The sequence below is a fragment of the Cupriavidus sp. BIS7 genome, assembly GCF_000292345.1.
GTDB lineage: Bacteria > Pseudomonadota > Gammaproteobacteria > Burkholderiales > Burkholderiaceae > Cupriavidus.
The window spans coordinates 21,187-34,405 of sequence record NZ_ALOU01000031.1 but is presented as its reverse complement, the minus strand read 5'-3'; the positions used below and the strand labels follow the sequence as shown (position 1 = coordinate 34,405).

The 13,219-nt window shown below is 64.2% G+C and carries 12 protein-coding genes; all 12 read right to left on the bottom strand.

The genetic code is table 11. From position 1 onward, the window contains the following. Positions 1 to 2 precede the first annotated feature (2 nt). The gene (locus B552_RS0111600) at positions 3 to 434 is read right to left on the bottom strand and encodes a YeeE/YedE family protein (protein ID WP_019449189.1); all 432 of its coding nucleotides are present in this window, start codon (positions 432 to 434) and stop codon (positions 3 to 5) included. A 1-nt stretch (position 435) separates the two neighbouring features. After that, entirely contained in the window at positions 436 to 870 is a 435-nt protein-coding gene (locus B552_RS0111595) for a YeeE/YedE family protein (RefSeq protein WP_026035565.1), read from the bottom strand. After that, positions 860 to 1,237: a metalloregulator ArsR/SmtB family transcription factor gene (locus B552_RS27445; RefSeq protein ID WP_019449187.1), complete on the bottom strand. Its 378-nt coding sequence runs from the start codon at positions 1,235 to 1,237 to the stop codon at positions 860 to 862. The genes B552_RS0111595 and B552_RS27445 overlap by 11 nt, the downstream gene beginning before the upstream one ends. A gap of 103 nt (positions 1,238 to 1,340) precedes the next feature. After that, positions 1,341 to 2,600 carry a TolC family protein gene (locus B552_RS0111585; protein ID WP_019449186.1) on the bottom strand — a complete coding sequence of 420 codons (1,260 nt, stop codon included), beginning with the start codon at positions 2,598 to 2,600 and terminating at the stop codon, positions 1,341 to 1,343. Continuing rightward, the gene (locus B552_RS0111580) at positions 2,597 to 5,704 is read right to left on the bottom strand and encodes a CusA/CzcA family heavy metal efflux RND transporter (RefSeq protein ID WP_019449185.1); all 3,108 of its coding nucleotides are present in this window, start codon (positions 5,702 to 5,704) and stop codon (positions 2,597 to 2,599) included. The genes B552_RS0111585 and B552_RS0111580 overlap by 4 nt, the downstream gene beginning before the upstream one ends. Further along, complete coding sequence (locus B552_RS0111575; RefSeq protein WP_019449184.1) at positions 5,704 to 6,801, bottom strand: efflux RND transporter periplasmic adaptor subunit; 1,098 nt, start codon at positions 6,799 to 6,801, stop codon at positions 5,704 to 5,706. The genes B552_RS0111580 and B552_RS0111575 overlap by 1 nt, the downstream gene beginning before the upstream one ends. An 87-nt stretch (positions 6,802 to 6,888) precedes the next feature. After that, a complete protein-coding gene (locus B552_RS28410; RefSeq protein WP_083860279.1) occupies positions 6,889 to 7,335 on the bottom strand; it encodes a hypothetical protein in 447 nt (148 codons plus the stop codon). 90 nt (positions 7,336 to 7,425) lie between these two features. Then, complete coding sequence (locus tag B552_RS0111565) at positions 7,426 to 10,554, bottom strand: PilC/PilY family type IV pilus protein (protein WP_237718195.1); 3,129 nt, start codon at positions 10,552 to 10,554, stop codon at positions 7,426 to 7,428. Between the two features lie 47 nt (positions 10,555 to 10,601). After that, the gene (locus tag B552_RS0111560; protein WP_019449181.1) at positions 10,602 to 11,084 is read right to left on the bottom strand and encodes a PilX N-terminal domain-containing pilus assembly protein; all 483 of its coding nucleotides are present in this window, start codon (positions 11,082 to 11,084) and stop codon (positions 10,602 to 10,604) included. Beyond that, a complete protein-coding gene (locus tag B552_RS0111555) occupies positions 11,081 to 12,136 on the bottom strand; it encodes a PilW family protein (RefSeq protein ID WP_019449180.1) in 1,056 nt (351 codons plus the stop codon). The genes B552_RS0111560 and B552_RS0111555 overlap by 4 nt, the downstream gene beginning before the upstream one ends. Before the next feature lie 5 nt (positions 12,137 to 12,141). Beyond that, a complete protein-coding gene (gene pilV / locus B552_RS0111550; RefSeq protein WP_019449179.1) occupies positions 12,142 to 12,729 on the bottom strand; it encodes a type IV pilus modification protein PilV in 588 nt (195 codons plus the stop codon). After that, complete coding sequence (locus B552_RS0111545; protein WP_019449178.1) at positions 12,729 to 13,217, bottom strand: GspH/FimT family pseudopilin; 489 nt, start codon at positions 13,215 to 13,217, stop codon at positions 12,729 to 12,731. The genes pilV and B552_RS0111545 overlap by 1 nt, the downstream gene beginning before the upstream one ends. Positions 13,218 to 13,219 lie beyond the last annotated feature (2 nt).

The following is a 13,219-nucleotide window of genomic DNA, read 5'->3' as shown; positions in this document are numbered from 1 at the left end:
AGTCAGGCACGCACCACGCGAGCCCTGGCACGTTCCATCACCTCGAATACGAGCATCCCCGCCACCATGGCCATGACAAAGCCGACGGCCTTCGGGTAGCCGGCGCCAAGCGCCACCAACGCGGGGCCGGGGCAGAATCCCGCCGTACCCCAGCCGACTCCGAACAGCGCGCTGCCGATCACGAGCCTCGGCGTAATGACAGTGCTTGCCGGCAATTGCATGGGCAGCCCCAGCAGCGAACGCTGGCGGCGCCTGGCAAGCAGGAACGCCATTGAGCCAATGACGATGGCGCCCACCATCACAAAGGCCAGCGATGGGTCCCAGCGTCCGGCCAGATCGAGAAAACCGAGCACCTTGGCCGGATTCGCCATGCCGGAAACCATCAGGCCAATGCCGAACAGCAGGCCTGCAAGCAGTGCAGTAATGGCGCCCATGTCAGCCTCCAATCAGATGACGGGTTACGAAGACGGTCAGGAATCCCGCTGCCATGAATGTCAGCGTGGCCACCAGCGAACGGATGGACCCGCGCGAGATGCCACAGACACCATGACCACTCGTGCAGCCGCTGGCATAGCGCGTGCCGATCCCCACCAGAAAGCCTGCGATGAGGACTTCGCCCCAGCTCGCCTGGATGTCGGCCTGGGCCGGCATGCCAAACAGTGCTGCGGCTACTGGTGCGCCGATCAGGCCAGCAAGGAAAGCCAGCCGCCACGTCATGTCGTTGCGCGGCAAGCTGAGCAGCCCGCCCAGGATGCCGCTGATGCCCGCAATCCGGCCATTGAAGAGCACCAGCACGGTGGCGGCCACGCCGATGATGAGCCCGCCGGCCAGGGACAGGCCCGGTGTGAAGTTGCCAAGATCAATCAGCAGCATGTCGCCCCTCTCCTTGCGTGTTCGTTGTCGTGTTCGTAGTCGTGTTCGTATTGGCGCAGAACTGTTCATACAGCACGCCCATGACAGCAAGCGCCTGCCCGCTGGCCACCGCATAGATGATGCTCTTGCCCTCGCGGCGCGTTGAAACCAGCCCGGACTCCCGGAGCACGGCAAGCTGCTGCGACAGCGTCGGCTGATGAATGCCAAGCCGCGCTTCCAATTCGCCGACGGACATTTCTCCCTGGGAAAGCTGGCACATCAACAGCAGCCGGTCACGATTGGCCAGCACCTTGAGCAGCGCGCAGGCATCCTCCGCTGCACTTTGCAGGCTGACGAGGTCTGTGGAGGGATGGGGGTGGCTCATGCGCAATCCAATACTTTCGCGAAGTATAGTATATAAATTTATATATTGTTGAACGGCCCAACAGACGGGTTGCGTCTGCCGGGCCCTTCAGGGAGCTAGCTCCTCACTCATCAAAGTCCCACATGCGGTGGAGATCCAGCTTCAGACGGCTGTCCGATTCCAGGACGTCAACGCTTGCCAGGCGCTCCGCCAGCAAGGCATCCGCCAGGCTGCGGCGCACGGCAATGAGTTCGGGCAAGCCCGATTCACCCGCGCGATAGGCGCGCGTCGCACGCTCGGACGCCGTGCGCTGCAACGCGGCGGCCTCGGTCTGCGCCACCGATGCGGCGCGCTTGCCCGACAGGTTCCGGTACAGCACGTCGAACTCCGCGCCCAGCTTGCGCTCAAGGCCGAGCCGTCGCCGCGCCGCGGTCTCGGCATCCGCCGCGGCCGCTACAGCGTTCGAGCGGCGATAGGCAGACCCGAGCGGCATCGACACACTGACACCGAGAATCCGCTCGGCGCCGCCGCGCTCCACCGTGACGAACATGCCCACCGTCGGATCGGGCTTGCGATCGAGATCCGCGCGTTTGGCCTGTTGCTGTGCATGGGCCTCCTCCGCCATCGCCAGCCGGTACTCGTGGCTGTCCTGTACGTACTCGGTACGCAGCTGCTCGGCGGGCTCCTGCGGAGCGGGCGGCAGCACGATCCTGACCGGTTCTGGCGTGGGACGTCCCACCATCGGAAAGCGCGCGCGCAGATCCGCCAGCGATGCCGCTTCGGCCGCCTCGGCCGTCGCCACGGCGGCACGCGCACGGGCCAGCTCCGCCGCCGCCAGTTCGGCATCGAGACGCGCGGCATCGCCCACCTGAACGCGGCGAGCGGTCATGGTCGCCAGATCCGATGCAGCACGCGCGTTGTCTTCGGCCGCCATGCGGGCCTGGCTCGCACGAATGACGGCGATCCAGAGACTCAGGATCTGCCGCGACGTTTCGTGACGGGCATCCTTCACCGCCAGATTGCCGGCTTCCGCCGCAAGATCGGCCAGCGCGCCATCGGCCTGGGCCTTGCCCCAGAGGCGCAACGGCCGTTCCACCGCAATCTGGCCTTCGGCATAGCGTTCGGAAGGCTCGCGAACCTGCCGGCCTTGTCCGATCGCACGGATCACGGTTTCCGCAGTACCGGCGCGCGTGCCCTCGGCACGTGCCAGCGTGGCGTCCCGCCGTGACTCCGCAGTCAGTACGTCAGGCGATTGCAAGACGGCCTCGCGCACTGCCCCTTCGGCAGGCAGGTACGACAGCGCATCCTGCGCGCGCGCCGCGATGCTCGACAGCACGGCCGCCCCAATCAGCACCTTCGTGATGCTCAGCATGATCGGCTTCATTGCGTTTCTCCCTGGGCAGTCAGACGAAGCCCGGGCAAGCCGAAGCGTTCGAACAGCAACGGCAGCAGCAGCAGCGTGAGCGCCGTGGAAGTGACCAGACCACCCGACACGACAACGGCCAGCGGACGCTGGATCTCTGACCCGGGCCCGGAAGCCAGCAGCAGCGGAATCATGCCGAGCGCCGTGATACAGGCAGTCATCAACACCGGCCGCAATCGATCGCGCACGCCCACGCGCACGGTCGTGGCCATGTCGTGGCCGGCGTCGAGCAGCGCATTGAAATGCGACACCAGCACCACGCCATTGAGCACGGCGATGCCAAGCAGCGCGATAAAGCCCACCGATGCCGGCACCGACATGTACTCGCCCGACAGCCGCAGCGCGGCAATGCCGCCAACCAGTGCGAACGGAATATTGGCGATCACCAGCACCGCCTGACGAATCGAGCGGAATGTCAGCATCAGCAGCAGGAAGATCGCGCCAAGGGCCAGCGGCACCACCAGCGCCAGACGCGCCGCGGCGCGCTGCTGGTTCTCGAACTGGCCGCCCCACACGATGCGCAATCCGTTGAGCGAGCCGATACGGCCCACCGCGGCCTGCGCTTCCTGCACGAAGCCGGCCAGGTCCCGACCGGTCACGTTGACCTGCACCACCGCGAAGCGCGCACCATCCTCATGGTTGATACGTACCGGCCCGTCGATCCGCTCGATACGCGCCAGCGACGTCAGCGGCCAGACCTTGCCGTCCGGCGCCGTCACCAGCAGGTTCGCGAACGACTCCGGCGCCTGTCGCAATCCAGGCCCGCCGCGCAGAATCAGCGGCGTACGCACGATGCCTTCCGGCACCACACCGATCCGGTCGCCCTCCACCAGCGCGCGAAGTTGCGCCTGCAGCGCATCTCCGCTGAATCCCGCCTGACCGGCGGCCGCGCGATCGAGCACCACGTTCATGTACTGCACGCCGCTGTTGCTCGGCGCAATGACCTCGGCCACGCCGTTGATCTTGCGTACCGTGGCGGCGATGGTCTGCGCTGCGCTGTCGATGGCGGCGAGGTTGCTGCCGAAGATCTTGATGGCCACATCGCCGCGCGTGCCGGTCAGCATCTCCGATACACGCATCTCGATCGGCTGCGTGAATCCGTAGACCACACCGGGGAAGCGCTCCATCACCTTCCGGATCGCCTCGACGATGTCGTCCTTGCTGCCACGCCATTGGTCCTTCGGCTTGAGTACCAGGAACGTATCGGTCTCATTCAGGCCCATTGGATCGAGCCCCAGGTCATCGGAGCCAGAGCGTGCCACGATCGAACGGATCTCCGGCACCTCCTTGAGCAACGCCTGCTGTACGCGCTGGTCCAGATCGAGCGATGCCGCCAGCGATACCGACGGCGCCTTCTGCAGTTGCACGATCAGGTCGCCCTCGTCCATGGTCGGCATGAACGTCTTGCCGACGGATACGTACAGCAGCACAGCCAGCGCCAGCGCCGCGCCTGCCACGCCAAAAACGATGCGGCGATGCGCGAAGCTCCACTGCTGCACCCGTGCAAACCCGTCAGCCACCTTGCGCATCAGCCACGGCATTTCGTCGGCATGGGCCAGCAACAGCAACGACGCCAGCGCCGGTACCACCGTGAAGGCAATGACGATCGACGCAGCCAGCGCCAGCACGATCGTCAACGCCACCGGCGCAAACAGCTTGCCCTCCAGCCCCTGCAACGACAGCAGCGGAAGGAACACGATGGCGATGATCGACACGCCTGCCAGCATCGGTGTGGCCACCGATGCCACCGCATGGCGTATGGCGGCGCCGCGCAGGTCTGCATGCGTACCGTGTTCGCTCTTGCGCGCCAACGCGGTCTCTATGTTCTCCACCACCACCACGGCGGCATCCACAAGCATGCCCAGCGCGATGGCCAGGCCACCCAGGCTCATCAGGTTGGCGGTGAGCCCGACGTAGTGCATCAGCAGGAATGTGGCCAGCATCGACAGCGGCAACGTAGTGGCCACCACAAGCGCCGCGCGCACGCCGCCGAGAAACAGGTACAGCGTCACCACCACCAGCACGCTGGCCTCGATCAGCGCGCGCACGACGGTATTGGCTGCACGCGACACCAGTTCGCCACGGTTGTAGAACACATGCGTGGTCATGCCCTTTGGCAACTGCGGCGCCAGCGTGTCAAGGCGCGCCTGCACGGCTTCCACCAGCTTGCGGGCGTCCGCGCCGCGCAGGCCGAGCACCAGGCCTTCGACCACCTCGCCGCGTCCGTCCTGGCTTACCGCGCCATTGCGCGTGGCCTCCCCAAGCTTGACGGTGGCCACATCGCCCACCGTCACGGAAGCCGCGCTCACCATGCCCTGTGCGGGCTCGATCACGATCGCACGCAGGTCATCGACGCCACGCACGCCGCCTTCCACGCGCACGACCCAGTGCTCGTCGCCCTGCTCCAGTCGCCCTGCTCCATCGTTGCGGTTATTGGTATCGAGCGCATCGCGCAACTGCTGCAGCGTTACGCTTCGGGCACGCAGCCGCGCCGGGTCGGGAATGACTTCGTAGCTGCGGACTTCGCCGCCAAGCGCATTGACATCGGCCACGCCCGCCACCGTTCGCAGCGCGGGGCGAATCACCCAGTCGAGCACGCGACGGCGTTCGGCCAGGCTGTAGCCATCGCCATCGACGGTGAACATGAACATCTCGCCAAGCGGCGTGGTGATGGGCGCCAGCCCGCCTACCGCCGACGAAGGCAGATCGCGCGCGATGCCTGCCAGACGTTCAGAGACCTGCTGGCGCGCCCAGTAGACGTCCACGCCTTCCTCGAAATCGACCGTCACATCGCTGATGCCGTATTTCGACACCGAGCGGACGATCGTCTTGTGAGGGATGCCGAGCAGTTCCTGCTCGATCGGTGTCGAGACACGCTGCTCGACTTCCTCGGGCGTCATGCCCGGCACTTTCAGCACCAACTTGACCTGCGTGGGCGAGATGTCGGGAAACGCATCGATCGGCAGGTTCAGGTAAGCCCATGCGCCGGCAATCGCCAGCACGCATGCGGCGATCAGCACCAGCGGGCGCTGCCGCAGTGAAAATTCGATCAGTCGGCCCAGCATCACTGATCTCCCGTCAGGATGCCCTTGAGCGCGCCGATGCCGCTGACCGCCACGCGCGCCCCGGCGGGCAGGCTGGTCCGCACCACTGCCGTCGCTTCGTCCGTGCTTTCAACCGTGACACCGTGGAACTCGAAGCCCTTGTCCGTGGCCAGGAACACGCCCGGTGTGCCCTGCCAGTACACCAGCGAGGCGGCGGGAATGCGCACCCGGCCCTCTGCGCCGACACCCGTGGCGCCGCGCAGCACGAGCGTCACGTTGATGTTCTCTCCCGCGCGCAGGTTGCCACGCTGCTCCAGCGATGCGCGCACGCGCACGCCCGCCGTGCCGTCGCCGGTCGGCGCAATGCCGATCACCTTGCCGGCCGCGCCGCGCTGCCTGACCTCCACGCCATCGCCAGGCGAAGGCACCGGTATGTCACGGCCGACCAGCAAGTCCAGCTCCAGCGCGTCCGGATTGACGATCCGGAACAGCGGCGCCGCAGCGTCCACACGTGCCCCGGGTATGGCATTGACCTCGGACACCACGCCAGCCCGGCTGGCCACAAGCTGTGCCTCTCCGCCTGCCCCGCCGAATGCAATGCCGGCCGACGCGAGTTCGGCACGCCGGGCCTTGACCATCGCGGCGGCCTCCGTAGCGCGTGCCTCGGTTGCCTGGAGCCGACTGTTGGCGATGATGCCGTCATCGAACAGCAGCTTGTCGCGGGCGAGGGACTTCTGGGCAAGGTTGGCCTGCGAGTTGGCCTCGGTCAGCGCACGGCTTGTCTCGAACAGTTGCGGACTGGCGAATGTCGCCAGCGCCTGCCCCTGCCGAACGGTCTGGCCGACAGCCACGATCACGCGCGGAACGATGCCGGCATAGGGGGCCGCCACAACGTACTGGGCATCGGGCCGGAAAACCACGCGTGCGTGCGTGCCGACTTCCAGCTTCGCAGACGTCTGGACGGGGCTGAACCGCACGCCCAGCGCGCGCGCCTGGTCCGCGGACAAGGGCACGGGCGGCACCGCCTGCGGGCTTGGAGACTGGGCAAACGAATGCCCGGCAAGAATCATGGCCGACGCGATCCCCGCGCCGGTCCTCAGGATCCGGGTGAAAAACATGGATAACTCCAGAATGCGTTTGATCCGCGCGCGCACCAGATCAAGGCGCGTGCACGAGAGACGCCGGCGAGCAGCCGGCCAACGGCATCAGGAGCAGAGCGGTGGGGCTTGTGCGGGTGGTGGCCGACTGACGCGGCTGGACCATCGCCCGCAACGCGGAACCGCGCGCCAGCGCGGCCCAGGCATGGCGTGGACCGCCAGCGCTTCACGCAGCAGGAACGTCAGGACCGAAGCGCCAAGTACGGCGGCGGCCAGCAGCAGCAAGGTAAAGGAAGCCGGACCGATGCCCGTTTCAACATCCACCTCGAAGGGCTCGCGGTGGGAGGCAAAGGCATGGTGATGATGCCCATGCCCAGGCAGCAATTCGAAACGCGAATGAGAATCGACAGACCGTGACGGCGTCGTATGCACGTGGAGGCCAGTCTGGGTAGGAGTACCAATATGGCCGTGCAGAAGCGGGGTCAACAACTGCGCCAACACGATGATCAGCAGCAGCGCGCCCCGAAGCGGAACGCTCAGGGTTGCACGTGTCATGGGTGCGCATTGTAGCGGAACAGGCTTGCGGATGGACAGGCCTGTTCCTGCTTAATCACCGATTAACGCTGCGCTGGCCTTCTTACCCTGTCAGTCGATACCCCTGCGCCAGAAGATTCGATAGCGACGCCCGAGCGCCGGGCCAGGAGGAGAAATCACCTGAGTGCCACTGATTGCGACGTCATAGATACTGCTTCCGATCTTGACCGAGACAGGTACCGGCGTCGGCGGGAAGCCGCCGCCTGCACGCACCTGGTAGCGATCCACAACGGTAAGCGAACCGCTCTGGTTCACGTCGAACACCGCCGCACCGTTCAGGTAGTTCACCATGTAGATGCGTGCTTCCCCCATATTGCCCGTGCATGAGTTGGGTGCGGCAGCCTGCGGCGTATTGGTACTGAAGATGACGGTGCCCGACAGCGTGGTAGAGCCACTGACCACTTTCTCGCCAGTTCCTAGGACGATGTACCAACCGCTCGCGGCGGCCAGCGCCGTCTGGGCCGCCTGTACCTGGGCCGAAGTCCCGACCTGCACCGCGTCGGACGTGGCATCGAAAAGCTGGCCAGCGCTAACCGACGTACTCCCAAGGGCACCCTCGGTAATCGGACTCGCGCGCACCGCATTCAAGCCGTGGTCGTCGTTGATCATGTAGAAGCGGTTCTGGATCGACGTGTCGAGAGGATGCTCGCGATCTCCGGAGCCGATCAGCACGGTGTCGTACGGGTTCGTTGGTGTGGCGGGAACGACATCCGGCGCGAACAGGAACTTGCGTGCGTTGGTGCCGCTCCCGCCAAGGGCGGCCAAAAGCGTGACCGTCCAGTTGGAAGGCGAGGCGTCGCTGATATTGATGCGCCAGATATTCGCGCCGGTATCGGCCGCATAGATCCGGTCGATATAGCCGTCCCGGTCGGAGTCGATGATCGCCATGCTTGCGGGGATCGCATAGGCCATGTTGGTACCGACCGCAGCCGATGGCCCCGCCTGCCAGATGATCGCGCCGGTAACAGCGTCCAGCACCATCACGCCACGCCCCATCGTGGCTGCCTGCTGCGTGACCGGATCGTTGGCGTTGGCATCGTAGCCAAGGCCGAAGATCAGGACCGGATCGCTGGAGGCACGGATCTTCGCGACGCGCAGGTCCGACCATGTCTGCCCAAGCTCGGCAAAGCCCGTATCCGTGTTGCTGTGCTTCCAGAGCATTCTGGGAGCCGAGGGGTTACTGACATCCAGCGCATAGATGAACCTGCCGCCGCGCCGCATGGTCAGGAACAGGTAGGCCTTGTCGCCACGCGTGTAGTCGATCTTGCCGTCGGTATATGCGGAGTAGGTATAGACCGAGGCTGATCCGTCCACGAAATACGGCTTCGGTGACGTCGACGAGATCGTCGGCGAATGGTTGTACATCCGCTGGAACTTCGAGAAATGCTCCGATGGAATGAAGTTCCAGAGTTCCGCGCCATCGCCCGAGTTCGGACCACCCTTTACCGCGTGCAGCATCCCGTCGTTGGCGCCATAGAACACCACCACGTCGTCGGAGTTGCGGTTGTAGTTGATCACGGCCGGCCGCGAGTGCAGCACATCACCGTGCACGAACCCGCGGATGTTGTAGACCGGAGGCGACGAGGGATTCGCGACCGCAGGATCGTCAACCAGCGTATTGCCGCCGCGTATCCAGTTGATGATGGGCTCGGTATTGGTTCCGCTGGCAAATCCAAGGGCCGTGGCCGTAATCGAGGTATTGGCAGTGCTGAACGGCGTGGTGGACAGCAGGGACCCAGATGCGCAACTTCCGGTACACGTGTAGGCCGCGCGCGATGCCTGGTTCGATGCGAAAGCGGTACGCAGGTATTGTCCGACGCCGCCTTTCTCCACCAGGTCGCCATCGGGTGCGTCCGAGCTTCCTCCCGCACCTTGCGAGAACGGGTAGTACGTCGCGTTCCAGTAGTTCGAGACCGTACTCCAGATGCTGGTGACATCGGGGTTGACGAACCCGGTGTTCTTGTTTTCTACGACAGCGCCGTTGGCGTCCGCCAGGAACACGGTAGGCGGCGTGGTGGTGGTATCCGCGTTGAGCTGGTACTGCTTCAGGTTGCCGACCCAGTTTGGCTTGGAGTTGGTATCCGGGCGGAACATGCCCAGATAGACCTGGTTAAGGTAGGTACCGCGTACGCTGACCGACACCGGCAACGATACGGAGGCAAATACCGAGTTCACGGCCTGGATCCGGCTGAGAATGCTCTGCAGTGCAGTCGCCAGCCCAGCGTCATCGCCAGCCTGAAAGTAGGCTCCACCTCCATTGGCCGCCATGTTCTTCATCATCGCGGTGAAATCGGGGTTTTGCTCCTGATTGTATGCATCGATCGTATAGGTGACCACCGAGCCGTTCGTGGCAGCGGCGCTGCCCGCACCAAGATCCGGGCGCAGGTTCAGGAACCTTGCCCAAGCAGACTGCACATCTGGCGCTGTCGAGTAGTTGTACTTGGCAAGCGTCGCACTGGAAGGGTCGGTTGGAGGCGGTACCGGAGGCAATTGGCCCTTCCGGTTGTTGCCGATGAAGATGATGTACGTCTTGCCACATCCGCCACCTAGCGGGCTGTTATAGCCGGAACCGTTCGCAGAACCCTTGTACGCAAAACCGCTCGAGAGGTGTACCCCCGAAGCGGTGAGATTGTCCTTGCTGGTACCTGGGTTTCCCGCGTAGTCGGCCATCGGGTCCATGCCCGCCCAGCTGAACGGCGAGCCCGTCAGGTAGAGCCACGCTTCGTACAACGCGTTGGCATAGTCTCCGGATGCTTGGTCAATCTTCTCGTCGGGCCAATTCACAGTAACGGTATTGACGATGCCGTTGGTAATATTCTGCAACGCTGCGTTGTTGGCAGCCGATGTCATATCTCGGATTCCAAAGCGCACATACCCGCCGTAGCGCCCGCTCCCGTTCGTCGTCAGCATCATGAGGCCGATGTTTACCGGCTGCGTCAGCCCCTTGACGAAGCTCGCAATAGCCTGCAACTCCGCCTCGCCCTGGGTTGATCCCGGCCACTTCTGCGAAGTCTTGGACCAGTTCGCTGTGTTGTCGAGAATGAACAGGATGTTTGGTGCGGTGGCCGACGATGCCCCGTTCGGCACAGTGAAGATGTCGGTATCGTCAGGATAGCCTGCAATCGGCACGAGGGCAGTCGCCACCAGGACGACGTATCGGAGCAGCTTGAGCATTGACATGGTTTGACCCCAGCGAAGCGTTTTGTTTGTTCTTTGGCGCCCAGCCCTCATCCGGGGCAGGTGGCAGTCGGGTCCATCCGCACCTTGACACCCTGATGCACGGTGACGGAGACACCGCTGCCACGATTGTCGGTGGCAGTGGCGGCAACATCCCAATAGGTGTCCTGCGGTGCAGAGGCCGCGAAGTCATAGCTGTATCCGTCCGCCGGCAGCATCTGCAGGCAGACGGGCGAGGCAGTCTGGACGGTATAGTCCGCGACCCCGTCATTGTTGATATCGATATTGAAGGTCTGCGCAACCGGCGTATAGAAGTTCGCCGACGAGCTGACGATCTTCTCGATGGCCTGCTGGGCCGCCGCGGTCGCTTCGGCCCTGACCTGGTGGTTGCCCACGACACGAAGGCTGGAATTGCCCATGCGCACCGCGGATACGACCAGCAGCGTCAGCACCAGCAGCATGACCAGTCCGACAACGAGGCTGATACCGGCCTGCTTTCGCCGGGCAAGTTTGAACCTGCGGATCATCGTCATTCCCTCCGTCCGCTCGGGTTGATGACGCGCACCGTTCCCGCATAGACGTGGCGCTTGTAGGCATCGGAGAACGGCCCCACCACGCCCGAGACACCCATGCTGTAGGTCTTGGCGTCGGAATAGCCGTTCGAGGATTGCGTGTTGCGTGCGAGCAGATTGACTTCCACCGCCATGACGTTGGGCCAGTCGCTCAGCGCCGGCGCCGTGATGAACGGCGAAGCCGGCGAGCCCGAGTTGATCGCATCGACGCCGTAGTCGAGCTGCATGTTCTGGATGCCGTCAACCAGCGGTGTCATGACAAACGTGGTGGCCCCACCCGAGGTCGAGATCTCCAGGCGTTTGAGCGTGGGAACCGGCTTGCCACCATCGGCAGCCGCGGTACAGGTGGTTGCGCCAGCAGCATAGAGATTGCAGGGGCTCACGAAGTAGATATGTTCAACGTAGCGTCTCAGATCGGCCGGCGTGACACCATCTTTCTTCACCAGTGTGTACTTGCTCGGCGTGGCAGGCGTCGGGTCTGGCCCGATGTCCGTGATCCGGCCTGCCGGTGTGGTCTGTACGTAGACCTGACCCGCTGCGGCGCTGGCGATGGCGGGGGGCGGATCGTCAGTCTCCAGCCGCCGGACTACCAGAATGTCCGTTCCCGGTACATGATCCGTGTCGGCCAGGCACGTCGACAGCGGTGCCGGCACCGCCGCCGGGCTGTCATACCCTTGCAATGGCAACGCCAGCGATGCGTCGATGCTCACCTTGTCCATGGCACACGGATTAGGTAGTGCGGTCGGCACGGCAATCGCGGTGGCGTATTGACCGTAGTAGCCGGCATTCTCGATATCGTCCTGAAGCAGCGTGAAGGCATAGCGTCCGCTTTCGATCTGGCGGCCGGACTTGTTCAACTCTGCGCGCGCACTGCTTTGCTGACTGATGAGCGCCGTTATGCCGGCGAGCAGGAACAGCGCAATGGTGATGGCAACCATCAGCTCGATCAGGGTCAGGCCCGTCTGATAGCGGTACCGCCCGGCGCGCTGGCGAAGTTCGACAGTTTTCTTCACGGGTATCAGTTCAGATTTGCGATCTGCAGGGTGGCACTCACCACGCGCCGCTCGTTTTCGTTCCCGTACAGCCCCGCCCCGCAGGTGAGCCCACCCGCCGGTGCGGTAGTCGGGGTCTTGCCCTGCCAGGCAACGCTGACCATGTACACGCCAGATACGGCATTGAAGCTGACACACCCTCGTGCGCCGATCATCGCGCCAACGCTGTTGGCACCTTTGGTTTCGGCCGCGCCCGCAAGCAGACCGCTCCAGGCGGCAAGATCGCTGTTGGCCAACGTATAGGCCTGTGTCGTGCCCAGCGAACAGGACGGTATGGTGCCCGCTCCGGAGCCCAGATAGGGAACACCGTTCGTGGTGTCCGTAGTGATCGCGTAGCAGCCGGCCGCGGTACGGTTGGCGTTGATGCGATCGACCATGTCTTGCATCAGAATCAGGGCCTGGGCGCGCTGGTACGTCTCCGCTTCCGCACGCTGTGTTGCCAGCAGCAGGCCGACAAGCCCCAGCAAACCCACGAGCAGGACAATCAATGTCACAAATGTCTCGATCAGGCCAAAGCCACCCTGGCGAAACCTATGTCTCGATGACCTGCGCATCAGCAACTCCCCGTCAGGCTGGTAGGCAGTCCGCTCAGGTCGACGTTGACGCATTGAGGTGTTGCCGTACTGTTCGTGGCGGAGATGCTGAAGGGATTGACCGTTGCCGAAAGCCGCCCGCTGCTGTTGTAGACAAGGTTGCCGGTCGGCCCCGCAACGGTCAGCCCGGACAACCCGTCGTGCGCGGTCAGCACACTTGCCCCCGCCGATACCGACCAGCCGTTCTGCCATCCGCCCGTGGCAGGCGCCACCGTGACACCGGTATTGCGCTTGATCGCCTCGCTGCGCGCGTAGGTCAGTGCGGAGACGAGGTCATAGGCAGCCGTCTTGGCTCTTTGCCCCTGGATGAAGTCTCGAAAATACGGCGTGGCGATCGCCATCAGGATGGCCGACACCATGACCGTGGTCATCAATTCGATGAGCGTAAAGCCTTTCGCGCCGGAGCTTCGCCACTCGGCCAGTGAGCGGGTGTTCTGTGCATGTTTCATGG